Raw genomic sequence first — 25,019 nt, 5'->3', positions numbered from 1 at the left:
GAGCGCATTAAACCGTATTCAGATAAATCCGTCAATGACTTTCTGCATAATTTTATTTGTGTGATTTCAAATTGCCCAATAAGCTATAAAATTCAACAAAATGGAGAGACAATCGCCTCTCCATCTGCTACGACTTTTTTGCTATCGGCTATTCTGCTATGAACTACCTGCGATAGCCTTTCTGTGTATTGTTCACCTTCATCAGATAACGACGTGATTCGGCAGATGGGTGCTTACTTGTCAGTGTTTCATAAACATCGCCAGGCTCCATCGAGTTGATGATTTGAGCAGCTTTCTTTTTATCACTGGAAAATACGCGCAATACACTGCCTGCACCGCCATTATAGGCAGTGATAACGGCATACCGACGTGAGGTGGCGTTTTTGATTTCACCTAAATAAATATTTTGCAATATCGATAGATAGGCAGTACCGGCATCAACGTTATTTTCAGGATCGAAGAGATAACTGCGGCTAGGTTGGCCTGATTTTCCTTGCATTCTGAAAACATCTCGTCCGGCAGTATGTTGCATGACTTGCATAAGTCCCAAGGCATCAGAGCGGCTGACGGCATAAGGATTGAAGCTGGATTCAGTCTGCATGATGGCAAGGATCAGGGATTCATCAACACTGTATTTAATGGATGCTTTGCGAATGAGAGGGAGGTATTTATGAGCGCGTTTATCCAAATGGTTAGGAACAAATTGAATAGTAACCGACCAAATGACATGCAATCCTGATTGGCGTTTTTGTAGCTTGTTCTGAATCAGGTAATTAGCAAAATGACGTGCGCGCCACTCCCAGCGAATGGGTTCGCCATTATTATCCAAAACTTGCCCATAAAGAAAAGGTTCTTTGCTGATCTGAATATCGTTGGCGTCAGAATAAAGATCGACTGATCGTGGATCATCCCCCATTAGTAAAGTAGTAACAATGGCTTTACGTAAATGTTCTGTGGGTTCAATCGGTGATATAGTTTCAATCGTGATGCTTCCTGCCTCAAAATTGATATGGCTGCGGGTTTGGTATTGATCTGTATATTTCACGTAATCTTTTGGGCCTGCGATTAAAACTTCTTGCAAACCCCAGATATTTTCAATGTTGTGGGCGAATTGCCCCATCAAGATATCGAAACCATTCGTATCTTTTACGTAATTTTCATTGTATTCAAGGTCTTTTTTGCTAGAACAGGAAATCAGAAGCGGTGCAAGAAGAATCAGAGCCAGCAGTCTTTTCATTTTACAGTGCCGTTGGATATTGGGATGCCATCAGTGTTTAGAGCCATACAAAATGGCTCTTATTTATGCCAATATTATTGTTCCGGAGGGGTATAACCGTCGATTTGGATGTCATGCCCTTCGAACAGGAATTTCACCATCTCTTGTTCAAGCAGCTTGCGATCTTCTGGATTCATGGTGTTTAATTTTTTTTCATTAATCAGCATGGTTTGTTTGCTCATCCATTCTTGCCATGCTTCTTTAGAAATCTCATTGAAAATACGTTTGCCCAATTCCCCCGGATAGAGCTGAAAATCTTGGCCTTCGGCTTCTCGTTGCAAAAAAGTACAAAAAATAGTTCTGCTCATAATCAATCCTCAAAATAATGGGCAATTAACCCAATTGTTGCAAAAGGTATTCAACGGGAGCTGCCAATCCAACAGTTGCTGGCTGGCGTAAGTTATACCAAAGTCCCTTGTTTTCATCCATGCAGGAATTAAAAGATAAGATATCGATTTTAATGGGAACGATATCTAAATGAAAATGGCTGAATGTATGGCGAAATGCTGTTAGTTGCTCAATTTTGCTGTGAGAGATGTCTGCATCTTTCAACCATTGTTCAAGTGACGCCTGATCAGTAAATTGTGGGAAAGCAAACAGGCCACCCCAAATACCAGAAAGTGGGCGCTGTTCCAGCCAAACCGTATCACCATGTTGCATTAATAAAAAGTAGGCGGTTTTTTCAGGGATGCTCTGTTTCGGTTTTTTCCCCGGATAGTTTGCCCAACTATGATTGGCGTAAGCGATACAGCCTGTATTGAGCGGGCAAATTTCACATTTTGGTTTACTGCGGGTGCAGACCATTGCGCCCAAGTCCATCATCGCTTGATTAAAATATTCGACTTCCTGTTTGGGGGTTACGCGCGTACTGATGTCCCATAATTGGTTCTCCACCTCTTTTTTCCCCGGCCAGCCATCAATGGCGTAGCAGCGAGCCAGAACACGCTTCACATTACCATCGAGAATAGGAAAGTGTTTGCCTTGAGACAGGGAAAGAATGGCACCAGCAGTCGAACGCCCTACACCGGGCAGGGCAACAACTTCATCGAATGTTGTTGGGAATTTGCCATTGTGTAACGTCACAATTTGTTGTGCGGCCTTATGCAAATTACGGGCGCGTGCGTAATATCCTAAACCTGTCCACAAGTGGAGAACTTCATCCAGTGGTGCAGCGGCTAAAGAGGCAACATCAGGGAAACGTAAAATAAATTTTTGGAAATAGGGAATGACTGTCGCGACCTGTGTTTGTTGCAGCATCACCTCTGAAAGCCAGACGTGATAGGACGTTTTTTCCAACTGCCACGGCAGGGTCTTGCGACCATAACGGTGGTACCATTCAAGTACCACCTGTGAAAATTGCTCGGCTTCCATCATTAGAATAATTGTCTTTATATCTAGTAATTGTTTTGTGAGCAGGATTGCAACATAGTGTAACCTCAGTGTAAACCCGAACTTTGTTTCGAAGCGCTACGCAAATTAGCATTAAAGTTGTGCTTATGGACACTGCTCTTGATAAACTCAGCCATCTTTGCATAATTGCGCTCTCTTTGGGCAATCTTGTGGTATATAAAGCCCCAAACGCCTGAGCAAATGTCTTTAAAACTGACAGAAAGTACCATGATAAATAACGTAATTTCACCGGAATATGATGAAAATGGCAGGGCTTTGCGCCGTGTCCGCAGTTTTGTACGTCGGCAGGGACGGTTAACGAGTCGTCAGCAGCAAGCACTTGATAATGTGTGGCCGAAGATGGGCGTGGACTATCAGGCAGACATGTCCAATATGGGTGAACTCTTTGATCGTAATGCCGCGGTTGTATTGGAGATTGGTTTTGGTATGGGCGCATCATTGGTCACGATGGCAAGCCAAAATCCAGAGAAGAATTTCTTTGGGATTGAAGTTCATGTGCCGGGAGTAGGTGCGTGTTTGGCTTCCGCAGAAGAGGAAAACCTCAATAATCTGCGTGTCATGTGCCATGATGCCATCGAAGTGCTGAATAATATGATCCCAGATCAGAGTCTGGAGATGGTCCAACTTTTCTTCCCTGATCCATGGCATAAAGCTCGTCACAACAAGCGTCGGATTGTACAGCCTGAATTTGTTCAACTGATTAGAAGCAAGTTGAACATTGGCGGCGTCTTCCATATGGCAACCGACTGGCAGCCATATGCTGAACATATGTTGGGGGTGATGAGCGAAGCTGACGGGTATTGCAACTTATCGGAAAACGGTGATTATGTGCCGCGTCCTGATTCACGTCCGGTCACGAAATTCGAGATGCGCGGTCAGCGGTTAGGGCATGGCGTATGGGATTTAATGTTTGAGAGGGTAAAATAATGGCTAAGAACCGTAGTCGTCGTCTGCGTAAAAAATTGCGTATTGATGAGTTTCAGGAATTAGGTTTTTCAGTAAAGTGGAATTTCCCGGCTAATACATCTATTGAGGTTGTTGATAGAACGGTTGATACCTTGATTGAAGAACTGGTTGAGCCAAAAGGCCTTGCTCTGGATGCCAGTGGTTATTTGCAGTGGGAAGGTATTATCTGCCTGCAAAAAATCGGCAAATGTACTGAAGAACACCGCCAATTGGTTGATAAATGGCTGAAAGATCGCGGTATGGAAGAAGTTGTTACATCAGAACTGTTTGATGTGTGGTGGGATTGATTCGTTGTTGCATAACAAATAGCGTCTTACGCAAAAATAGCGCTGTATGCAGGGGCTCCCAAGGAGCCCCTGTTTGTCTGGAGAAAAAGTGGTGAAGGTAAGGTTCTCTAATTCGTTATTGGCAGATATCTTAGATGAAGTACGCCCTTTGATTGGCCAAGGAAGAGCAGCAGATTACATTCCTGCTTTGGCGGAAATTCCGGTAAGTAATCTGGCGATGGCCATTTGCACGGTAGATGGGCAGATTTTTAAAGCGGGAGATGCAGAAAAACGTTTCTCCATCCAATCCATTTCTAAAGTGTTGAGCCTGACACTGGCGATGACACGCTATAAGGAAGAGGATATCTGGCAGCGGGTGGGTACGGAACCTTCGGGTCAGCCGTTTAACTCATTGGTACAGCTGGAATTGGAAAAGGGAATTCCCCGCAATCCCTTTATTAATGCGGGAGCATTGGTTATTTGCGACATGCTGCAATCACGCTTGAGTGCGCCTAAGCATAGAATGCTGGAATTTGTCCGCAGCCTCACTGGGCAAAAAGATATTTGCTATGATGATATCGTTGCCCGTTCAGAGATGGAGCATTCCAGCCGTAATGCCGCAATTGCTTATCTAATGAAGTCATTCGGTAATTTCGAGAACGATGTCATTACGGTTCTGCAAACTTACTTCCAATACTGTGCCTTGAAAATGAACTGCGTTGAACTGGTTCAGTGTTTTATCTATTTAGCTAACAAAGGGCGCATGATTGGCTCCGGTCAGCAAATTTTGAGTCTTCGGCAAACCCGACAGATTAATGCGCTTATGTTGACGTGTGGTATGTATGATGGTTCTGGAGAATTCGCTTTCAGGATCGGCATGCCAGGAAAATCCGGTGTTGGTGGCGGAATTGTCTGTGTTGTTCCGGGAGAATTCACCGTTGCGGTATGGTCCCCTGAACTGGATAAATCGGGTAACTCATTGGCGGGTTGTGCGGCATTGGAAAAATTGGCTGGGCGTATTGGGCGCTCTATTTTTTAACCTCATCCGGGCTGATGGGAAGTCATCAAGAAAAAGAAATCAGGAGAGTATATGTTACGCAGAATCACGATTGCTGCATCATTATTATTTGCATCTCAGGTAATTGTAGCTCAGGCACAGGCGGGTTCTGAATGTCAGGTAACACTTAATGATGACATTATTGTCACGCCAAAGTCTGTCCAAATTGTTGGGGCTAGTGGAAACCTGAAAATATCGTCTGATGGCTCTATAACCCGTGATGGCAAGATATTGTCATTGAGTGCAGAACAACGTCATAAAGCCCAACAATATCAACAGGCGATTCGTCAGGATTTACCGTGGGTTAAAAAAGAGGCGTTGAGCCATTTGGTCAGTGCTCGTCAATCGCTGGATAAAGTGGTTGCCGATACGATGGGTAAGGAAAGTAATATTCGTAATCGTTTAACTCAATTGGAATCTGGCCTCAATAAGCAAATTGATAAAGTGATTGAAACCCGCGCTAATGGTTTTGCATTCAATTCCCAAGCGGTTAAACAGGTAGAATCTGAAGGCCAAAAACTCGTCGAACAGAGTCTTGGCGGTATATTGCAGGATAGCATTAATGAAATGAGCCGTAAAAAGAGCGACCAAAATGGTGACGGCAAACAGATGTTGATGTCTCTCCTTGGTGGATTGGGCGGAATGCAAAATGGCTTTGATGCAGAATGGAAAAAACAGGAACAAGAATTGAAGCGCTTGAAGGAAGAAGTTTGTAGTAAAGCCAGTAACTTGGAACAGCAGCGCATCAGTCTTATGAATTCTATTAAGTAAATCACAATACATAGAACACAAATAAGAATCAATATAAAATTGATTCTTATTTGTGTTGACATATTAATGTTGCCACCTAGAATGCGAGTCACTTTTTACTATCATGCTTAATTTAGGTGTAACAATGAAAAAGATCCTGCCAATTGTTATTGCATCACTGTTTTCTGTCACCAGCTACTCTGCATTCAGTCAACCATCAGCATTATTTACACCAAACTCAGTCACAGCCCTGTCTGGTGATTATGTCACGATAAAGCATCTTTCCGGTGAAACTCAGGTTAAAAAGAATCCAAAGCGTGTTGTCCTATTTGATTTCGGTACTTATGATTCGATGGCTAAATTAAGTTTATCCGAACGAGTGATTGCATTACCTATCGATAATTTACCTGAATATGTACGTAGTAGTGTGCCTGCAAATATGCATAATGCAGGGGGAATGAAAGAGCCGAATTTAGAAAAATTAACGGAAATAAAACCAGATTTGATTGTGATCACTGGGCGTCAGGGCTCTTTTTATGAGCGCTTGTTACAAATAGCACCAACAGTTGATTTAAGCACAGACAATAAAAATTACCTGTTATCTATTGATAGTAATTTCAATTTATTGGGTGAGTTATTTAATAAGCAGGATATTGTTAAAGCACAGATTGCTGATTTAGAGAAAACCATCGCGTCTGCGCAGGAAAAAGCGAAAGCGGCAAACAGCAAAGTATTGGTATTACTGCATAATGCTGGTGAATTATATCCCAATAATCAAGCCATTGTTTACGATGTGATTAAAGCCACGCATGCTGTATTGCCAGCTAAATCAGATCAAGATAAAAGCCGGGTTGTGACTGCGGATATGATTGCACAGTCAAACCCCGATGTGATTTTTATTATTGATCGCAGTGAAGCGATTGGTGCAGGAAAGCTGACAAAAGATCAGTTCGAAAATGATCAAGTCAAATCAACCAATGCCTATAAAAATGGCAAAATCGTATATCTGCAATCTGATCTTTGGTACTTGTCTGGTGGTGGTTTGGATAGTACGACTCGACAAGTCAATGCGGTTGCTGATGCGCTTTAATTTCTCAGATTAATATTTATCCTTTCTTGAATCTACCCCGAAATTTGAATATCAGATTTCGGGGTAAATTTATTATTTATTTAAATAGTGATGTTATAGATTTATACCCAATAGATTGCACACCCCGTCTCCATACATATCGCCAAAAAACTTTAACGACTCACTTATTGTTCCCAAACTGAAACAATCAATCAAAATCATAGTCTAGCCTTGCAGCACAGAAAATCTACATTAGAATGTTTCAAAAGGCATCCAATGGGGGACATAAGCATGATTATTAGTTCAACTGAATTTAAGAATAATGACTTCTTGAAAAAAGAGTATGAATTTAATGGATTTGATGGCAATGGTGATAATCGTTCGCCTGAACTTGCTTGGATAGATACACCAGCCGAAACAAAAAGCTTTGCCATTACTGCCTATGATCCTGACGCACCAACAGGCAGTGGTTTCTGGCACTGGGTTGTTTTTGATATTCCAACTGAAACACAAGTCCTGCCAGCAAATGCAGGGCAAAATGATGGGGGCAAACTGCCAATCGGTGTGATTCAGAGCAGAAATGATTATGGTCTGTTTGGTTTCGGTGGCCCTTGTCCGCCCGTGGGCGATAAAGCACATCGCTATATTTTCACTGTACATGCCTTATCGGTAGAGAGACTGGGAGTTGATGCTGAAGCGACAAACGCTATTGCGCGTTTTATGATTCAGGCCAATACCTTGGCAACAGCCACTATTACCGGTTACTACCAGCGTTAACTGATTGATTAATAATTCTTCCGTTTCCAGTAAAGGGTATCAATATGAGCAGCAAGAAAATTCAATGGAATTATGGGGTACAGCAGGAAGCGGTAGAGCTCCTCTCTAATGACGGTGGAATGATCGTCTGCCCAACCAAAGTTGGCTACATCATCATGACGTCTGATGCGCGAGGTCTGGAGCGAAAGTTTGAAGCGAAGCAGCGTAATCGCAACAAGCCCGGTGTCGTTTTGTGTGGCTCGCTGGTGCAGTTAAAAGAATTGGCTCAACTTAACTCGGAAATTGAAGAACTTTATCAAAAACATTGGGATGAGGATGTATTGTTGGGCTGTATTCTGCCATGGAAAGAAGAAGCATTAGCCCGTATTCCAAATGATGGTTCCAAAGAGCTGATGATGGATCATCGTGGCACGAGTTGTTTCGTGATTAAATTTGGTAAGCCAGGCGAAATTCTGGCGAAAGAGCTGTGGGAAAAATATGGCAAGTTTTCTTTTGCCAGCTCGGCTAACCCATCAGGTAAAGGTAATCGTGGATTGGTTGAGTGTATCGGTGAACGTATCGAAGGGCAGGCTGATCTGATTATCGCTGCTAATGACTATGTTAAATCTATCCAACCAAATGAAACTGATAAAACTCGTTATGAACAAGGAGTTATGGTTTCAATGGTGGATGAAAACGGTAAATTGGTACCGCTGCAAAATGGTCAGCGTGATATCACTCCGTGTCCGGTATTGATCCGTAAAGGGCTGGATGTGAATAAGATCATGGCGATGATGTCTGATATCTTCACCACTTGGGATTACCGCCACGGTAACTATTATTGATAGTTATTTATAATTATTTATTATTAATAGGTATTTCTGATATTTTTGCGGGTGCTGCTGTACCCGCATTGATTATCTTACTTCAATTTATGCTGCAAAGAATTCGCAAACTGTTGCACACGTGAAGATAGGGTGCTCTCTGATTTAAACAGTATCCAAGCTTGATAAATATCCATACTCCATTCAGGTAGAAGCCGTACTAATTTGCCTTCCGCCACGGCCTCATGGGTTACGTAGTCTGGTAGGTAGGCAATACCCGCTCCAGCCAGCGCAGAACTCATTAATGCCACGCTGTTATTGATACGGAATCGGCTGCGTACTTCAATATCCAGTTTGTGTCTCTCTTTACGAAACGGGAGGGAGATAGTATGGGCAGGGCCACGGAATAGCAGGTAATCGTAGCGAGGAAGATCTTCAGGTTTATCTATTGGTGAAAACTGGCGTATATAGTCTGGTGTGGCATAAAGCCCCCAAGTAATATCAATCAGAGGCATAACGAGTGGATGATGTGGCGTCTCACGTCCTATGACGATCGCGATATCGCATTGATCTTTCTCCATATTAATGGTTCTGTCAGTCAATTCCAGATCAACGCTGATATGAATGTTTCCAGCGATAAAGCTGTTCAGGGCAGGGACAATACATTGACTACCAAAGGATACGGGGGCAATCAGACGCAAACTTCCTATCGGTTCTTCATGAAAATTACGGATAAAATGTTCGGCATTTTGGGCTTCAGTAAAAATGCGGTGGCAGTATTGGTAATAATTCATCCCTACTTCTGTCACCTGAATTTTGCGCGTGGTGCGGTTGAGTAACTGGGTGCCTAATCTTACTTCCAACTGTGCAATCTCACGGCTGACGGAAGATTTTGACAGCCTTAACGATTTTGCCGCTTCGGTAAAACTCAGAGTCTCTACTACACGGGCAAAAACCACCATTGAGGTAAGGTTCTCAATATTATTCATAAAATAACCTGATGTTTAACTCGGGGGAATCGCCATATAACATATCATATATCCTGTAGAGGCAGGTCAATATTCCTGAGTTATGTACAAAAGTTATGTAGCCAATTAAGAGTCAGATTCGAGGCGTTAGAATTTCCCATTTTGCGAACGACTGTCCCATAATGGAAACAGTGAGCGATATAATAGTATTTCCCTACGTTAAGGAGTAGTAATCTTGTTAGGATTACAATTTATTTAGTCTGTTTCAATCTTTCGGAGGGCAATGTGAGATGAGCCAAACTATCACACAAAAAATTCTTGCGCGGGCAAGTGGGCGTGAACAGGTCACTCCAGGTGAAGTGGTTTGGGCAAAAGTGGATATTCTGATGTCTCACGATCCATGCACACCGGGTGTAGCCAGCGTATTTAAAAAAGAGTTCGGTCAAGATGCACGGATATGGGATCCCGAACGCTTTATTCTGATCCCTGACCATTTTGTTTATTCGGCAGACCCACAAGCCAATCAGAATATTCGAGTAATGCGTGAATTTGCCGCCGAACAGAACATAAAATATTTTTATGATGTTGGAACACCTGACTATAAAGGCGTTTGTCATATAGGACTGGCTGAAGGGGGGCATACCCGTCCCGGCGAAGTGTTACTGGGAACGGATTCCCACACCGTGACCGCCGGTGCTTTTGGTGCCTTTGCCATTGGATTAGGTATTACCGATGCTGCTTATGCGTTAGGTACGGGCGAAATTCCCCTCAAAGTGCCAACGACCATTCGAGTCAATTTTACCGGAACCAAACCTGCTCATGTTTTGGCCAAGGATATGATTCTGTCCGTATTGTCAGAATTAACTGTCGATGGTGCAACTTATCAGGCCATAGAGTTTGGCGGTAATGTCATTGATGAGTTATCGGTAGAAGAACGCATGACGATTTGCAATATGGTCGTTGAGTGTGGGGCGAAAAATGGCATTATGGTTCCCAATCAGGCGACTCTGGATTATTTGGCAGAACGAAATAATCTCCCTTTTGAGATTATTTATCCTGACGAAGATGCACAGTATAGCAGTGTGTTAAATATTGATGTTTCTGCTATGCAGCCGAAGATTGCTAAACCGCATTCTCCAGATAATGTGGTTTCCATTGAACAGGTTGCTAATGTTGCCATTTCTCAGGCATATATTGGTTCTTGCACGGGTGGCAAGCTGGAGGATTTTGTTGCGGCAGCCCGCATTATAAAAGGGCATAAAGTTAAAATTCCGACTTACGCAGTACCCGCAACAAAAGAGGTTTTCCATAAGACGATTACCACCCAGATTGATGGGATTTCTGTTTATCAAATTTTAAGCGATGCGGGAGTGAAGCTTTCCTCAGAATCAGGATGTGCTGCTTGCTGTGGTGGCCCGCCGGATACCTTCGGGCGAGTCAATGATCCAATATCAGTGATATCCACAACTAATCGCAATTTTGTCGGCAGAATGGGGCATAAACGCGCCAATATTTATCTCGCTTCCCCTTATTCTGTTGCTGCGGCAGCGATTACTGGTTGCATTACAAATCCTGAGGAGTTTTTATGAGTGAGTTAAAGAAAAATATTATTCGGGGCGAGGTTTATGTATTGACCGATAATATTGATACTGACCAGATTCTCTCAGCCGAATATCTCAAGGTAAACCCTTCCACAGCTGAAGGATATGCACAACTGGCTTCATTGGCGATGTGTGGATTACCGGAAGGATCATGGCCTTTCATCGATGAAAGCAAGGGAAAGGCGAAATATCCGATTATTGTGGCAGGACAGAATTTTGGCTGTGGATCTTCGCGTGAGCATGCAGTTGTTGCATTAGGTGCTTCTGGTGTGAGAGCTATTCTTGCTCAATCCTATGCTCGTATATTCTTCCGGAATTGTGTATCAACTGGACAGTTATTGCCTGTTGCAGCACAGGAGCGTTTGTGTGACATATTAGTCACGGGAGATAGTATTGAGATTGATATTGAAAACCAGACAGTGACTTTACTGACAAATGGTGAAAAATATCGAACTGACCCCATTGGTGAACTTGCCAATATTGTATCTGCTGGTGGGCTATTTTCTTATGCCCGTGCGACAGGAAGAATAAAATAATGTTGAAAATAGCCATTTTTTCTTAATGAGTGGCTATTTTATTTAGAGCATAGTTTGGTACTAAATTTATTTTCTCTTGATTTATTTTCCCTTTTATAAATTTTATTGTGATTAATTCACTTGAAATTTTTATATGATACTACTGGCAGTGTGAAGTAATACTTGGAAAAATATTATTGGGAGGTTAAAATGATAAGTGTTTACGAATTTGACAGATTGGAAAACAAGACTCTTTTTAATGTTCTTGATATGATTAATGTCAGCCCTTATAAAAATTATATTAATTTCAAGCGTGAAATCAATAATCTTATTTTTTCGGGGGAGGTTCCAAATAAATTTATAGAGGTCTGTCATAAAATAAAAGATGAAAGACAACTGTATGGTATTAATGCGCAACTATTGCGTAATCTTCCTATTGATAAAGTTATTCCTGAATTCGATCTGAATGACCCTGTGAATGACAAATACAGGAAGAAAACGACATTCATTGGAGAAAATCTGTTGGAACTTTTCTCACAATTAACCGATTCTCCTCTTCTGGCTTATCAGACACGCAATAATGGTGATTTCTTCCATGATGTTTATGCTCACAAGAAATATTCCAATACCCAAACGCAAAAAACGGATGGTGAACTCTATTTCCACAATGATCGTACTGCTCATCCTGTCAGAGCAGATTTTCTTAGTTTACTCGGTATGCGCTGTAGTGAGCAAAATTTGATTTATACAGGTTATCTCGATGGCAAGGCTATGCTCTCCTATCTCAAGCCAGAAACGCAGCACTGGTTACGCCAACCTTGGTATATTACTCCTTACGACGAATATTCAAGAGATTCCAACAAAAAACAAATTTACTCTGAAAAGCATGTCATTCTTGAAAATATACATGCTTTCCGTTACTACGATACCCGTACTACCTATTTACCCGATGCTCCGAAAGAAGCTATTGAGGCGCTTCTTGATCTGAAAATCGCTATCACTAAAGTAAAAAAAGAGCATGTTGCTATTCATAACGGCGATCTATTTTCCTTTGCAAATCAGGATTCACTACATAACCGTGATATCATAAAGATTGTCGATCAAAATGCAGCAGAAAAGCGTTGGTTACTTAAAACTTATAGTTTCAGAAATAAAGCATCTTTGAATAAATACAGAGAATATTTTCATCCTGAAATATCTGGTCTCGTCAAAGAATAATGGCTATTTTTCTAATATGAAACACTATCGTTAATTATGGTAATGCTGTTTGATTAAGGAATAATTAAGCAACGCAGGTAATCATATGAGCTGCATAAGTTATGAACCTGAAAAATAATACTCACTCAGCCTCTAACCAATATAAACTGCACCCTTTAATTTTCAGGTGCAGTTTATTCCCTAAAGAAATAGTTCCAGTAACGAATTCAGGAACAGTTTTCCGTGTTTAGTGATTTGCCAGTGCGTATCCGTTTCAGTGATATAACCTTTGGCCAGTGCTTTATCCAGTTGTGGACGAATGGCACTTTCTGGTAATCCGGTAAAATCACTGAAATCCTGACGTGGCATGGATTCCAATAACCGAAAACGGTTCATGAAAAATTCAAATGGACGATCTTCATTATCCACCTGATTTTGTTGATCCAAATAACGCCCTTGCATATACCCGCGCGGATGTTTGGTTTTCACGGTACGGAGGATACGGCCATCTTCAAACGAGATTTTGCCATGTGCGCCACAACCAATGCCCAAGTAATCTCCAAAACGCCAATAATTGAGGTTATGCTGACATTGATAACCCGGTTTGGCATACGCTGAGGTTTCATATTGCCGGTAGCCAGCTTCCGTCAGTAATTGATGGCCTTGGGAAAAAATATCCCATAGCGCGTCATCATCAGGTAAAACCGGTGGGCGGGAGCCGAAACTGGTATTGGGTTCAATCGTCAATTGATACCAAGAGAGATGCGGTGGAGATAGCTCAATGGCCTGACGTAAATCATTCAGTGCTTCGTTGAGCGTCTGGTTGGGCAATCCGTGCATCAAATCCAGATTGAAGCTACGTAATTCAAGCCCATCCGCCAATTTTGCCGCTCGTTTAGCTTCTTCTGGGCCGTGGATGCGCCCCAAACGGATCAGTTTATCTGAACCGAAACTTTGTACTCCGATGGAAATGCGATTAATACCAGCTTGCTGATAGGCATTGAAACGATCGGCTTCAACCGTTCCGGGATTGGCTTCCATCGTAATCTCTGCTTGTGGCGAGAGTGGAAGTGAGGTCCTGACACCATCAAGCAATCGCTGCATCCCCTTCGCGCTTAACAGGCTGGGTGTACCTCCACCGATAAAAATCGTTGATACCTCACGACCACCAATCATTGGCAGGTCAGCACGCAGATCCGCCAATAGATGATCAACATATTCCTGATGTGGCACTTCTCCCTTTAAAGCATGTGAGTTGAAGTCACAATAAGGGCATTTTTGCACGCACCAAGGAATATGAATATAAAGACTCAGAGGTGGCAACTTAAGCATTACGCATGACTTCCAACAACATTTCTAACGCTTTCCCTCGGTGAGAAACCGCATTTTTTTGCTCACGGCTCATTTGGGCTGCTGTACAGCCAAATTCTGGGGCATAAAAAATTGGGTCATAACCAAAACCGCCTTCTCCGGCGGGTTCATGGGTAAGAATGCCAGACCAGCGACCGTGAAATACCAGAGGAGTAGGATCTTCGGCATGACGTAAATAGACCAGAACACAATTGAATTGCGCTTGGCGTTGCTCATCAGGAACATTACGCATGGCTTCCAAAAGCTTTTCCAGATTTTCCTGATCGGAGGCATCACTGCCTGCATAGCGGGCGGAATAAATACCCGGTGTGCCGCCCAATGCATCAACGGATAGCCCAGAATCATCTGCAATGGCAGGTAATCCGGTCACTGCTGCTGCATGGCGAGCTTTAATGATTGCGTTTTCAATGAAAGTGAGGCCCGTTTCATCGGCTGAATCAACACCTAATTCGGTTTGAGCCACGATATCTAAGCCAAAGTCGGCCAATAAATCAGCCAATTCACGTACTTTGCCTGCATTTCCCGTGGCGAGAATAACTTTTTGCATTGCCATTTATCCAAGTAACCTATGTATCCAATTAATTTATGTATTTCATTAGCCTGCGAGCATTGAAGCTAACCATCCCATCAAATCATAACGCAGGGCATTCAGTGCGTAGAGGATGAGAATCACAATCATGGCAGAGAAATCAAGGCCCCCCATAGAAGGAAGGATGCGGCGGATAGGTGTCATCAATGGTTCGGTCAATTGAATCAGAACATAATCAACAGGATTGCGTCCCTGACTGATCCAACTGAGTAACGCTCGGGCAATCACCAGCCAGAACACCAGTTTTCCAGCCGCAGTCAGTAGTTCAATCACCCCAAGCAGGAATATAATGGCAGAAGGCATCAAAAATTGCCCTGCTGCTAGCCATAAGGGCAACATTATCTTGATAAGAACGAGTGGGTAGGCAAGGACGACTGATGCTGTATCAATGGGGCCAATGGCAGGTATCACCCTGCGTAATGGCCGCACTACGGGTTGAGTGATTTTGACGATAAATTGTGCAAATGGATTATAAAAATCACAACGTACCCACTGCATCCAGACGCGCAGCAGTAAAACCGCAATATATAAATCCAGAACTGTAAAAAAGATGAAGTTTAAGAATTGCATGTAGCAGCCCTGATTGAATTAAACCAATTGAATTAAAATAATTTTTCCATTTCCTGCGCTCGGCGGATTGCTCCTTGCATGGCACTGGACACAATTTCAGGCAGGTTTCCTTCATAAAAAATGCGCAATGCTTCAGCCGTTGTGCCGCCTTTAGATGTTACCTGCTCACGCAGGATAGCAAAAGGAAGATCTTTTTGCGTTTCAGCAAGTTTAGCTGACCCGATGGCCGCTTGCAGGACAAGTTCTCTGGCGGTTTCGCTGTCGAATCCCAGATGTTCCGCTTCTTGTTGCATGGATTCCATGAACAAGAAGAAGTAGGCAGGCGCACTGCCTGCAATAGCAATAATTTCGTTGATACCGTTTTCATCATTCATCCAACAGACTGTACCGACACTGTTCATCAGCGATGCCGCAAACTCACGATCAGGTTGAATAACATATTCAGGTGCAAACAATCCGCTAACTCCTTGCCCAACAAGTGAAGGCGTATTTGGCATGATGCGGATGATATTGAGATTATCCTGCAAAAGTGCATAAAAACGGGCAATTGGAATGCCCGCAGCAATGGAAAGGATAAGTTTTTGATTGAAATCGACTTGTGAACGCAGTGAATTACAAACTTCTGCCATTATCTGCGGTTTAACGGCCAGCACAATAACATCGGCTTCCTGCGCGTAACGGGTGTTATCACTTTGGCTGTTAATGCCATACTCTTTTGCCAGCACATCACGGCGGGTTGTGTTTGGGGAGCAGACAGTGATGAGTTCAGCAGGATAACCTTTCCTGACCAATCCGGCGATAATGGCATGCGCCATATTCCCTGCGCCAATAAAAGTGATTTTACGATTTTTCATTAAACAATCTCGCATATTAATCAGTTAATTTTGGTGTAACGAGTCAGGTATTTTTCTAAGTTAAGACTTACATTAAAAATGGTACTGACGGGCACCGAATATTGCCGTTCCAATTCGAACCAACGTAGAGCCGCAAGTAATGGCGGCTTCCATATCATCCGTCATTCCCATTGAGAGTGTATCGACTTGTGGGAATTGCGCTTTCAGTTCGGTGATTGCTTGTTCCATTTCGCGAAAAATGGCTATTTGGCGTTCAACATTGTTTTCTGGGGCAGGTATTGTCATCAGCCCGCGTAATACCAGATTAGGCAGAGCATTAATAGTTGTTGCCAATTCTGATAATTTTTCCAACAAAATTCCTGATTTGCTGCCTTCACCACTGATATTAATTTGAATCAGTACATTGAGTGGAGCCATATTTGCAGGGCGTTGTTCACTTAAGCGTTGGGCGATTTTCAATCTATCGATGGTATGACACCAGTCAAAATTTTCTGCAACCAGACGACTTTTATTGGACTGCAAAGGGCCGATAAAGTGCCACACCAAATCATCATGGTTGGCAAAGTGTTGAATTTTTTCAACCCCTTCCTGAACGTAATTTTCACCAAATTCCCGCTGACCCGTGGCTATGGCTTTTGCGATGGCATCCGCAGGTTTAGTTTTACTGACTGCAAGTAAGGTAATTTCTTCTGGAGTACGTCCGCATTTTTGAGCAGCAAGAGTGATGCGGTTCCTGACATCGTGGAGATTTTGTTCAATATTGTTCATAATTGACTCAGGAGATTAAAAAATGAATATGGAAAAATTAGTGTCCCTTAGTGTAAAGCATAATGCTTCCGATCTGCATCTCTGTGTCGGACAAGTTCCGGTTTTACGCATCAATGGAGGGTTATATCCACAGATGCAATTAGAGGAAATTCAATCGGATACTCTTATAGCATGGAGCAAAAAAATATTATCGGATGCTCAGAAACAGCAGTTACAGGAATGTGGTCATGTCGATTTTGTGGTGGAAATACCAGATAAACAACGGCTCAGGGGGAATCTATTCTATCAACAATCCCATCTGTCATTGGTATTGCGGTTAATTACGGATAAATGCCCGACGTTAGAACAACTATATGCACCTGACATCATTCAACATCTCATTTTGCAAGAGGTGAGTGGGTTGATATTAGTGACGGGAGCGACGGGGAGCGGTAAATCTACCACGTTGTCAGCCATGATTAATGCTTTAAATAGCCGTGGCAGTAAACATATTATCACGTTGGAAGACCCAATAGAATTCGTTCATCGAAGCCGGAATTGCCTGATACAACAAAGGCAGGTTGGTAAGGATGTGCCGGATTATCAAACGGCATTGAAAGGGGCATTGCGGCAAGATCCCGATGTGATTTTACTGGGAGAATTACGCGATAAAGAGACGATTCGGCTGGCACTGACGGCGGCTGAAACGGGGCATTTGGTTCTGTCAACGCTACATACTCGTGGTGCGATCCAAGCGATAGATCGCTTGGTTGATGTTTTCTCCGCAGAAGAGAAAGGCTGGATTTGCAGCCAACTGGCCGGAAGTTTAAAAGCGGTTATTTCTCAACAACTGCTTCCGACCAGAGAAGGTGGCAGAGTGGCTATCCATGAGGTTCTGGTCGTCAATCAAGCCGTGAGCCATTTGATCCGGGAAGGAAAAAACCATCAAATAGCAACATTAATGCAGACTGGCGCTGCTTGCGGCATGCAAACTTACGAGCAAAGCCGACAACAGCGTAAATCGTTAGGATTGCTGGCAGAATAGAGAGGCTGATGGTTGCTTTGCAGTAACAACCACCCTTAAGGATAAGTATGGCTGTTACGAATATCGTTGTTATGAATATTGCTGTTCAAACCAGCTTTCCAGAATGATGACAGCAGAAGCGGCATCGACCTTGCCCTTATTCAGTGCCTTGTAGCCACCGTGATCGAACAGGTGAGAGCGAGCTTCCACGGTGGTCAATCGTTCATCATGCAGTTCAACCTGAACACCAAAACGCCCATGTATGCGATTAGCGAATTTGCGGGCCTGTGCGGTGACTGGTTGCTCTGTGCCATCCATATTGAGTGGCAAACCAACAATGACCAGATCGGGCTGCCACTCTTTGAGTAGTTTCCCGATGAGTTCCCAATTTGGAGTGCCTTCGTTGGCTTTGAAGGCGGATAGTGCTCTAGCTGTACTTGTGACTTCTTGCCCGATAGCTGCACCGATACTGCGAGTCCCAAAATCGAAAGCAATGATTGTCCGGTTTTTCATCAGGCATGTCCTGCTTGTGGTGCGAGGTTATAAATATTGATCCCCAACAGAGAAGCAGCTTCACGCCAGCGATCAGCAATAGGGGTATTAAAAATGATAGAAGGTTCTGCACTGACCGTGAGCCAGCTATTTTCCATAATCTCTTTTTCTAACTGACCCGTTTCCCAATTTGAATATCCGAGAGTCATCAAAACATTTTTCGGTTGGCGTGGTGTGCCCAGCGCTTCCAGCATATCTTTGGATGTTGTGATCATAGTTTGTTCAGAGAGTTGAATGCTGGAACTGAAACCTGATTGTGGTGTGTGCAAAATGAAACCGTGTTCTTCAGACAAGGGACCACCTGCCATAACCGGTCTATTAAGATTGATATTATTGTCTTTATCTTCAGGAGCGATATCCAACTTCTGTAAGATACTTTGGATAGAAACTTGGGCTATCGGTTTATTGATAATTAACCCCATTGCCCCGTCTTGATCATGTTCGCAGATATAAACTACAGAACGGTTGAAATAAGGATCAGAGAGCGAAGGCATGGCAATAAGAAAATGGTGCTGTAAGTTCATGTGTTTTCTGATAATTATTTAGGCAATGTAAGAATGATTTGGCCCACCAGTATGTGGGCTAAGCGTAACCCTTTATACAAGGACTACGCTTGGTTTTCAATGAATTAAAAATCCATTGGGGTACTATGAGTACCTATTTTTCTCTATTAAAGTGGATGGAATGTGGATGCTTCCTCTTAGTGGATTGAATTTAATGGCATCCTGCAAATAGTCAGGAGAGAAGTGGGCGTATGCCATAGTTTGTTGAATATTTGCATGACCCATGATTTTTTGTAAGGTCAAAATATTTCCTCCATTCATCATAAAATGAGCAGCAAAAGTATGACGCAAAACATGCACAGCTTGTCCAGAGAGGCAAGTCTGATTTTACCTTTTTCAAGGTAACCGCCAACAGTTCCCCATAATCATTGATAACCAAATGAAGTTTAAAGCCATAAAACCAGCCCGTGCTCGTTTTTCCTCGCTGTGCAACCCCTTTAAACACGCGAAGTCGGGGAATGAGCGCTCTTTTCTTTAAGGCTAACATTCTGGTGTAGCTGACCAATCCGGGAAAATCGACTTTAAAATATGGTGTAACATGCTAAATATAAAACGTTTTAAAATCCCGATAGTGGCTCATATGAAATAAAATCAGGATTGTCATAACTTCGCTGAGAAAGAGAAGCTTGGCGACGACGCTTGAGTCATCCGTTTCCGATTAGCTGTTGATACCAGAGAGGGATAAATTTTTGGTAAAAGTCATCGACGCAGCAGTAAAGTGCTTCTAAATTATACTTGCCTGAGGCACTATTTTGTTTTCTTTAGCAAAAACTTTGATCGTGCCTCAGGCACTGAGTTCCCTTCTTAAACAAATCTCGGGTTAATTAAATAGGCGAAAAGCTATTTGGTTAAGTAAATTTAATATAGGTTAAATTATTCTGCTTATTATTTAATTTTTTTGTTTAAAATGTTATCAAAGTCACATAATCATAAATATTGGGGTTTATTCCTATTGCTATTTTTAACAGAACTCATAGTCTTTTAATGCTCTTAAAATATTATAGTTGCATGTATTGCAAAGGAAAAAACAACATTATGAAAATGAAAGCTCTTGTTGCAGTAGCAGTTTCTGCTGTGATTCTGACAGGTTGTAAAAATATTGATCAGGGAATGCTGGCTAAATCCGGAATGCAATTATTTCAGGCTGCGACGCTGAGTGATTCTGATGTCAAGCAGTTAACTGACCAAGCATGTAAAGAGATGGATGCACAGAATAAAATTGCACCGACATCCAGCCAGTACACTAAACGTCTGAACAAAATCGCCAAAGCATTAGGTAACGAAGTTGGCGGTACACCGGTTAACTACAAAGTTTATCTGACTGGTGATGTGAACGCATGGGCAATGGCTAATGGTTGTGTGCGTGTATATAGCGGCCTGATGGACATGATGAACGACAACGAAGTCGAAGGTGTTCTGGGTCATGAAATGGGTCACGTTGCACTGGGCCACAGCCGTAAAGCCATGCAGGTTGCTTATGCTGCAGTTGCTGCACGTACCGCAGCTGCATCAGCTGGTGGTGTAGCAGGACAGCTGAGCGACTCTCAGCTTGCAGCACTGGGTGAAAAACTGATCAACTCGCAGTTCTCACAGCATCAGGAAAGTCAGGCTGATGACTTCTCTTATGATCTACTGAAAAAACGCGGTATCAAAACTAAAGGTTTAGCAACCAGCTTCGAGAAACTGGCTAAACTGGGCAGTGGTGAAACCAGCATGTTTGATTCACACCCGCCTTCACAGGAACGTGCTCAACACGTTCGTGATCGTATCGCAGCAGACAAGAAATAATAAGTTCTGTACAGATTGTAGCGGTGTCAGTGGCACCGCTTTTTTATTTTTAGAACACTGATTACTCACCAACTCAGATAATTTAATTACTTGAAAATATTTACGGGCAATTTTAAGCGCCTGCTCTCTTGTGGCAGTAACGGTATATTTAAGATCTCCTGTTAACTTTTTATCATTATTAGCATCCAGCAGATAAGAAACCACAGTCACCTTGTCATCATTGTTACTAATTAGCGCTCTCTATACACCGTAAATGATCGCACGTTTTACCAGAGTTTCTTTTACAGCCAACTCAAAATCTTCAATGGGCAAAGTCGCAGCATGAGATGATTGCTTGCCTATGCTGTTACTGTTTTTTGATTGTTGGGACATACTTTGTTTCGAAGAAAACAGTTCAGCTCCCGCTATTATGGATGCTACGAATATCACCAGATAAACTAAGGCTGCTATTTTTCTGCTTGGCATTAATACAGCGTTGAGTTTTACCAACCCAACGATAAACAGTAGAAAAAATAAAATCGCTACGAAAAACAAAAAATCTTCCATTACTATTTTCTGATGTTGTTATGGTTCAGATATGTTTTAGTTTTAATCTCCCAAATATCCTATCTGATAGTTTAGTCTTGATAAATGAGAAAGCCCTTCGAAAATCGAAGGGCTTTTGCTAAAGGTTTGGTTATAAAGTGGATATTATGTAGATGACCTATTATAAAATTCCTTTATAATCAATGTATAACATCAATAAAAGTCCCCCCAGTATGTGGACTCTTATTATAAATGGTAAATGTTGTCAGGAAGCGAACGTTGTTTGGACTATTATGCTATCTGTTTTTCCAATCGTTTTTCGATAGCATCCATTAGCATGCCAGTAACGGAAATGTCTGGGAATGCCGCTTCTATTTCACGTACGCAGGTTGGGCTGGTGACGTTGATTTCAGTTAAACGGTCGCCAATGATATCCAGTCCAACAAAGATTAGTCCTTTCTCTTTTAATACCGGAGCAACTGCCCGGGCGATGGCCCAATCACTTTCTGACAATGGGCGGGCTTCTCCACGTCCACCTGCCGCAAGATTGCCACGAGTTTCCCCCTGAGCTGGGATGCGGGCAAGGCAATAAGGTACAGGTTCACCATCAACAACCAGTACGCGTTTATCCCCATCTTTGATGGCTGGCAGGAAATTTTGCGCCATACAATAACGGCTACCATGCTCAGTTAGGGTTTCAATAATGACTCCCACATTGGCGTCATCTTGCTTCAGACGGAAGATGGAAGCGCCACCCATACCATCCAGCGGCTTAAAGATAACATCGCCATGTTTTTGATGGAACTCGCGCAAATTTTTGGCATTGCGAGTGACTAGCGTATCAGGTGTCAATTCTGGGAACCAAGCTGTAAACAGTTTTTCATTACAGTCGCGCAGGCTCTGGGGCTTGTTGACGATCAGGCTACCTTTGGCTTCTGCCCTTTCTAGAATGTAGGTAGCATAAATGTACTCAGTATCAAAAGGGGGATCTTTGCGCATCAGAATGACTTGCAAGGTATCGAGGGCTATCTCTTGCTCACTGCCAAATTGGTACCATTGCTGTGGATTTTCTTCTACCGTGAGCAAACGGGTACGGGCGCGAGCTTCTCCTTGATGCAGGTAGAGGTCATTCATCTCCATGTAATGGATTTCCCACCCGCGTTTTTGTGCTTCCAGCAGCATGGCAAAACTGGTGTCTTTCTTGATGTTGATGGATGAAATTGGATCCATCACTATGCCGAGCTTGATCATTTTTTCTCCTTAACCCAGATCACCGAAACGTACTTGCAGTGCGGTAATTGCGGTGAGTGCCGTAGTTTCTGTCCTCAGGATGCGAGGCCCTAACAGGATATCAGTAAATTGATATTTTGCCGTCATTTCAATTTCTTCAGCAGATAATCCCCCTTCAGGCCCAATCAGCAGGCGCACTTTTTCCACGGGAAGTGGTAGGGTATTGATGCTTTGGCTAGCACGGGGATGCAGATTCAATTTTAGGCTGTCATCATTTTCCTTGCACCACGCTTCAAGTAACATGATGGGACGGATCTCAGGGATACGATTGCGCCCGCACTGCTCACAGGCAGAAATGGCAATTTTTTTCCATTGCTGTAACTTTTTCTCCAATCTTTCCGCATCCAGTTTTACACCACAACGCTCAGAAAGTAATGGAGTGATAGTGCTGACTCCCAGCTCCACTGATTTTTGGATTGTGAATTCCATTTTTTCACCACGGGATATGACCTGCCCCAGGTGCAGATTCAGCGGTGATTCATGATTAGACAATTTGCCATCAAGAATACGTACTTTGACCGTTTTTTTACTGGCTTCAGTGATTTCTGCATCAAAAACCTGATTGTTGCCATCAAAGAGTTGTAATGCCTGCCCATGACTCATTCTGAGTACGCGGCCAACGTGATTGGCTGCATCATCGCTCAGGTAGACTTCAGCCTCTACTGAGAACGGTTCAGGGTGATAGATGCGGGGAATGCGCATATTTCTTCTTTCCTTCTTTTTTCCGGATGTTTCCGGCATGGCGCAAACAGCCATATGACAAAGTTGATTCATCACCATAATAAATGAGCGCTGTTTGCGTGATCAAGCTATCTCTCAACTTAGGCGATACAAGATATGTCTTTGCGAGCTGGCTCGCATATTGATTTTACAATTGCTGTTTTAACTAAATTTTTATTGTCAATACTCGGAATGAGAGATTAGTATTCTTCCTGTTCTGATTAATGTCAGAAAATAAGGAAATAATATAATGACAAGGATGTTATTTCTAAAGGAAAAGTTGAGTTTTTTACGAACGTAACAAAGGATGATTTGTTATTTTAACTAACGTAGACTATATAATAATCATGTTTTTTTGTAGCACCTTGCTCTTATTGGCGATTATCGACGTTAAAACATATTGCTTGCCTGATCTTATCACGCTACCTTTATTATGGTTTGGGCTTTTGTTTAATATTGATGATAATTTAGCTTCGATCAAAAGTGCAATATATGGCGCCATATCAGGATATCTATTTTTGTGGTTTTTGTATTGGCTGTGTCGATATACCTTAAAGAAGGAGGGGATAGGGTATGGCGATCTTAAATTAACCGCAGCTATCGGAGCATGGTTGGGGGTGGAAATGATACCAATATTGATGTTGATGGCTTCATTATCTGGATTGTTTGGATTTATGATAATTGGCTTGAAGAGAAAATCTTATCCTGATTTTATCGCGTTTGGGTCTTATCTGTGTGTATCTGCGATAGTATTGGTGGGGTTTCGCCTGAGTAATATTATTCATATCCAATAGGTTTTAATTTGTAGTACCGCTGACCAAGCAACAAATTGAAAGGTGAAGGGCATAACAATTATCGTTTCTTATCACAGCATAACTTGCAGATTTCTTATAAAAAGTTCATTCTCTTACCACGTTTATAGAGGAGATGAGCTCTATTATGGCATTAAAGATAACGGCCTTATTGGAAAATCAGGTTTTTGCACCTTATAAAGGTATCTTAACAGGGAAAGCTGGATTGAGTTTGCTTATTCAGGATCAAAAAACCGTAATTCTTTTTGATACCGGTCCAGATGGGAGTTTTATTAATAATGCAAAGAAATTAAATCTCGATTTATCTGCTGTTTCAACAGTGGTGATATCACATGGGCATTTTGATCATTGCGGTGGATTGAAATTTTTCTCTACTGAAGCCAAATTGATCTATCATCCTGATATTAAAAATGAAAGATATTATGGTTGGGTTATCACGAATAATACAGCTCTGACATTCAAAAAATTATCCAAAAAAGTTGAATTTGAAAAGTTTGATACTTTTTTCTCAAAGGATGAAATGTACATTAATGATGATTTTTTATATTCAGGAGAAATAAAAAAAGATAAGAATAAACAATATGGAGTTATTAGACATAAAAATAGAAAGGATGAGTTTTCACCAGATTTTGTCAAGGATGAGGGAGTTTTGATCTATAAATCAAAAAAAGGGCTTATTATATTCATTGGATGTGGGCATCGTGGGGTTATTGATATTATCGAATATTCTAAGAAAATCACTGGAATTGGAACAGTATATGCGGTGATTGGGGGCTTACATTTGCGCTATGCTTCGCCTATTAAATTATTGACGATTAGAACATACATCAAAAAAGAAAATATACAGCATGTTTAGGTCATGTATTAAATGGTTAGATCATGGTGTTGAAAATAATGTTCACGTTCAATAAAAGTTCCTATCACTTTATCGTGCATTTCCGCCGACTTTGAATAACCGA

At 42.2% G+C, this 25,019-nt stretch carries 30 protein-coding genes and 1 pseudogene; 14 read left to right on the top strand and 17 right to left on the bottom strand.

Features of this window, described 5'->3' with window-relative positions:
* Positions 1-163 precede the first annotated feature (163 nt).
* The 3 genes from mltC to mutY all read right to left on the bottom strand — a co-directional run bounded on the left by mltC (position 164) and on the right by mutY (position 2,650).
* A complete protein-coding gene (gene mltC, locus H8A87_RS06810; protein WP_198689229.1) occupies positions 164-1,237 on the bottom strand; it encodes a membrane-bound lytic murein transglycosylase MltC in 1,074 nt (357 codons plus the stop codon).
* A 74-nt stretch (positions 1,238-1,311) separates the two neighbouring features.
* Positions 1,312-1,584 carry an oxidative damage protection protein gene (locus H8A87_RS06805; protein ID WP_198689228.1) on the bottom strand — a complete coding sequence of 91 codons (273 nt, stop codon included), beginning with the start codon at positions 1,582-1,584 and terminating at the stop codon, positions 1,312-1,314.
* 25 nt (positions 1,585-1,609) lie between these two features.
* Positions 1,610-2,650, bottom strand: a complete 1,041-nt coding sequence (gene mutY / locus H8A87_RS06800; RefSeq protein ID WP_198689227.1) for an A/G-specific adenine glycosylase — start codon at positions 2,648-2,650, stop codon at positions 1,610-1,612.
* Positions 2,651-2,893: 243 nt separating this feature from the next.
* Here mutY and trmB point away from each other — a divergent pair, with 243 nt between their 5' ends.
* From trmB to H8A87_RS06765, 7 genes are all read left to right on the top strand, one after another.
* Positions 2,894-3,613 carry a tRNA (guanosine(46)-N7)-methyltransferase TrmB gene (gene trmB, locus H8A87_RS06795; RefSeq protein ID WP_198689226.1) on the top strand — a complete coding sequence of 240 codons (720 nt, stop codon included), beginning with the start codon at positions 2,894-2,896 and terminating at the stop codon, positions 3,611-3,613.
* The gene (locus tag H8A87_RS06790; protein ID WP_198689225.1) at positions 3,613-3,939 is read left to right on the top strand and encodes a YggL family protein; all 327 of its coding nucleotides are present in this window, start codon (positions 3,613-3,615) and stop codon (positions 3,937-3,939) included. Before trmB ends, H8A87_RS06790 begins: the two co-directional genes overlap by 1 nt.
* 91 nt (positions 3,940-4,030) lie before the next feature.
* Positions 4,031-4,957: a glutaminase B gene (glsB, locus tag H8A87_RS06785; RefSeq protein ID WP_408646873.1), complete on the top strand. Its 927-nt coding sequence runs from the start codon at positions 4,031-4,033 to the stop codon at positions 4,955-4,957.
* 51 nt (positions 4,958-5,008) lie between these two features.
* Entirely contained in the window at positions 5,009-5,746 is a 738-nt protein-coding gene (locus H8A87_RS06780; RefSeq protein ID WP_198689223.1) for a DUF2884 family protein, read from the top strand.
* Between the two features lie 124 nt (positions 5,747-5,870).
* Positions 5,871-6,815 carry a siderophore ABC transporter substrate-binding protein gene (locus H8A87_RS06775; RefSeq protein WP_198689222.1) on the top strand — a complete coding sequence of 315 codons (945 nt, stop codon included), beginning with the start codon at positions 5,871-5,873 and terminating at the stop codon, positions 6,813-6,815.
* A gap of 270 nt (positions 6,816-7,085) precedes the next feature.
* Positions 7,086-7,571 (top strand): YbhB/YbcL family Raf kinase inhibitor-like protein, encoded by a 486-nt coding sequence (locus H8A87_RS06770; RefSeq protein WP_198689221.1) that lies wholly within the window; start codon positions 7,086-7,088, stop codon positions 7,569-7,571.
* 44 nt (positions 7,572-7,615) lie between these two features.
* Complete coding sequence (locus H8A87_RS06765; RefSeq protein ID WP_198689220.1) at positions 7,616-8,395, top strand: L-threonylcarbamoyladenylate synthase; 780 nt, start codon at positions 7,616-7,618, stop codon at positions 8,393-8,395.
* 77 nt (positions 8,396-8,472) lie between these two features.
* Here the strand turns inward: H8A87_RS06765 and H8A87_RS06760 are convergent, their stop codons facing one another.
* Positions 8,473-9,363 carry a LysR family transcriptional regulator gene (locus H8A87_RS06760; RefSeq protein WP_198689219.1) on the bottom strand — a complete coding sequence of 297 codons (891 nt, stop codon included), beginning with the start codon at positions 9,361-9,363 and terminating at the stop codon, positions 8,473-8,475.
* Positions 9,364-9,632: 269 nt separating this feature from the next.
* Between H8A87_RS06760 and H8A87_RS06755 the strand changes: the two genes are divergently transcribed.
* The 3 genes from H8A87_RS06755 (at position 9,633) to H8A87_RS06745 (ending at position 12,676) form a co-directional block, all read left to right on the top strand.
* Positions 9,633-10,931: a 3-isopropylmalate dehydratase large subunit gene (locus tag H8A87_RS06755; RefSeq protein WP_198689218.1), complete on the top strand. Its 1,299-nt coding sequence runs from the start codon at positions 9,633-9,635 to the stop codon at positions 10,929-10,931.
* The gene (locus H8A87_RS06750) at positions 10,928-11,479 is read left to right on the top strand and encodes a LeuD/DmdB family oxidoreductase small subunit (RefSeq protein WP_198689217.1); all 552 of its coding nucleotides are present in this window, start codon (positions 10,928-10,930) and stop codon (positions 11,477-11,479) included. Before H8A87_RS06755 ends, H8A87_RS06750 begins: the two co-directional genes overlap by 4 nt.
* A gap of 189 nt (positions 11,480-11,668) precedes the next feature.
* Entirely contained in the window at positions 11,669-12,676 is a 1,008-nt protein-coding gene (locus H8A87_RS06745) for a TauD/TfdA family dioxygenase (protein ID WP_198689216.1), read from the top strand.
* 180 nt (positions 12,677-12,856) lie between these two features.
* Here the strand turns inward: H8A87_RS06745 and hemW are convergent, their stop codons facing one another.
* The 5 genes from hemW to H8A87_RS06720 form a co-directional block, all read right to left on the bottom strand.
* Positions 12,857-13,987 carry a radical SAM family heme chaperone HemW gene (gene hemW, locus H8A87_RS06740; protein WP_198689215.1) on the bottom strand — a complete coding sequence of 377 codons (1,131 nt, stop codon included), beginning with the start codon at positions 13,985-13,987 and terminating at the stop codon, positions 12,857-12,859.
* Entirely contained in the window at positions 13,980-14,573 is a 594-nt protein-coding gene (locus tag H8A87_RS06735; RefSeq protein WP_198689214.1) for an XTP/dITP diphosphatase, read from the bottom strand. Before H8A87_RS06735 ends, hemW begins: the two co-directional genes overlap by 8 nt.
* 48 nt (positions 14,574-14,621) lie before the next feature.
* Positions 14,622-15,185: a YggT family protein gene (locus H8A87_RS06730; RefSeq protein ID WP_198689213.1), complete on the bottom strand. Its 564-nt coding sequence runs from the start codon at positions 15,183-15,185 to the stop codon at positions 14,622-14,624.
* A 32-nt stretch (positions 15,186-15,217) separates the two neighbouring features.
* A complete protein-coding gene (gene proC, locus H8A87_RS06725) occupies positions 15,218-16,039 on the bottom strand; it encodes a pyrroline-5-carboxylate reductase (protein WP_198689212.1) in 822 nt (273 codons plus the stop codon).
* Positions 16,040-16,111: 72 nt separating this feature from the next.
* Complete coding sequence (locus tag H8A87_RS06720; protein WP_198689211.1) at positions 16,112-16,807, bottom strand: YggS family pyridoxal phosphate-dependent enzyme; 696 nt, start codon at positions 16,805-16,807, stop codon at positions 16,112-16,114.
* Between the two features lie 22 nt (positions 16,808-16,829).
* Between H8A87_RS06720 and H8A87_RS06715 the strand changes: the two genes are divergently transcribed.
* A complete protein-coding gene (locus H8A87_RS06715) occupies positions 16,830-17,831 on the top strand; it encodes a type IV pilus twitching motility protein PilT (RefSeq protein WP_198689210.1) in 1,002 nt (333 codons plus the stop codon).
* A gap of 69 nt (positions 17,832-17,900) precedes the next feature.
* On the opposite strand, the gene ruvX is transcribed toward H8A87_RS06715, so the two are convergent.
* The 4 genes and pseudogenes from ruvX to H8A87_RS20420 all read right to left on the bottom strand — a co-directional run.
* On the bottom strand, positions 17,901-18,323 hold the full coding sequence (gene ruvX, locus H8A87_RS06710; protein WP_198689209.1) for a Holliday junction resolvase RuvX: 423 nt from the start codon (positions 18,321-18,323) through the stop codon (positions 17,901-17,903).
* Complete coding sequence (locus H8A87_RS06705) at positions 18,323-18,886, bottom strand: YqgE/AlgH family protein (protein ID WP_198689208.1); 564 nt, start codon at positions 18,884-18,886, stop codon at positions 18,323-18,325. Before H8A87_RS06705 ends, ruvX begins: the two co-directional genes overlap by 1 nt.
* Before the next feature lie 123 nt (positions 18,887-19,009).
* Positions 19,010-19,186, bottom strand: a complete 177-nt coding sequence (locus H8A87_RS06700; RefSeq protein WP_408646872.1) for a hypothetical protein — start codon at positions 19,184-19,186, stop codon at positions 19,010-19,012.
* 82 nt (positions 19,187-19,268) lie between these two features.
* Positions 19,269-19,608: pseudogene (locus H8A87_RS20420) on the bottom strand (transposase); the annotation flags it as partial.
* A gap of 352 nt (positions 19,609-19,960) precedes the next feature.
* Between H8A87_RS20420 and loiP the strand changes: the two are divergent.
* A complete protein-coding gene (gene loiP / locus H8A87_RS06690; RefSeq protein ID WP_198689207.1) occupies positions 19,961-20,713 on the top strand; it encodes a metalloprotease LoiP in 753 nt (250 codons plus the stop codon).
* Positions 20,714-20,953: 240 nt separating this feature from the next.
* Here loiP and H8A87_RS06685 read toward each other — a convergent pair whose 3' ends face one another.
* From H8A87_RS06685 to rsmE, 3 genes are all read right to left on the bottom strand, one after another.
* Complete coding sequence (locus tag H8A87_RS06685) at positions 20,954-21,259, bottom strand: hypothetical protein (RefSeq protein ID WP_198689206.1); 306 nt, start codon at positions 21,257-21,259, stop codon at positions 20,954-20,956.
* A 270-nt stretch (positions 21,260-21,529) separates the two neighbouring features.
* The gene (gene gshB, locus H8A87_RS06680; RefSeq protein ID WP_198689205.1) at positions 21,530-22,489 is read right to left on the bottom strand and encodes a glutathione synthase; all 960 of its coding nucleotides are present in this window, start codon (positions 22,487-22,489) and stop codon (positions 21,530-21,532) included.
* Positions 22,490-22,498: 9 nt separating this feature from the next.
* The gene (gene rsmE, locus H8A87_RS06675) at positions 22,499-23,230 is read right to left on the bottom strand and encodes a 16S rRNA (uracil(1498)-N(3))-methyltransferase (RefSeq protein WP_198689204.1); all 732 of its coding nucleotides are present in this window, start codon (positions 23,228-23,230) and stop codon (positions 22,499-22,501) included.
* A 365-nt stretch (positions 23,231-23,595) separates the two neighbouring features.
* Between rsmE and H8A87_RS06670 the strand changes: the two genes are divergently transcribed.
* On the top strand, positions 23,596-24,042 hold the full coding sequence (locus H8A87_RS06670; RefSeq protein ID WP_198689203.1) for a prepilin peptidase: 447 nt from the start codon (positions 23,596-23,598) through the stop codon (positions 24,040-24,042).
* Between the two features lie 145 nt (positions 24,043-24,187).
* On the top strand, positions 24,188-24,916 hold the full coding sequence (locus H8A87_RS06665; protein WP_198689202.1) for an MBL fold metallo-hydrolase: 729 nt from the start codon (positions 24,188-24,190) through the stop codon (positions 24,914-24,916).
* An 8-nt stretch (positions 24,917-24,924) separates the two neighbouring features.
* On the opposite strand, the gene H8A87_RS06660 is transcribed toward H8A87_RS06665, so the two are convergent.
* The coding region (locus H8A87_RS06660; protein ID WP_232370123.1) for an IS1 family transposase at positions 24,925-25,019 on the bottom strand (95 nt) is incomplete at its 5' end.

This window comes from Xenorhabdus lircayensis (assembly GCF_016306625.1).
Classification (GTDB): domain Bacteria; phylum Pseudomonadota; class Gammaproteobacteria; order Enterobacterales; family Enterobacteriaceae; genus Xenorhabdus; species Xenorhabdus lircayensis.
Note: the sequence above shows the minus strand (reverse complement) of the source record. Positions and strands in the feature narration are given on the sequence as shown.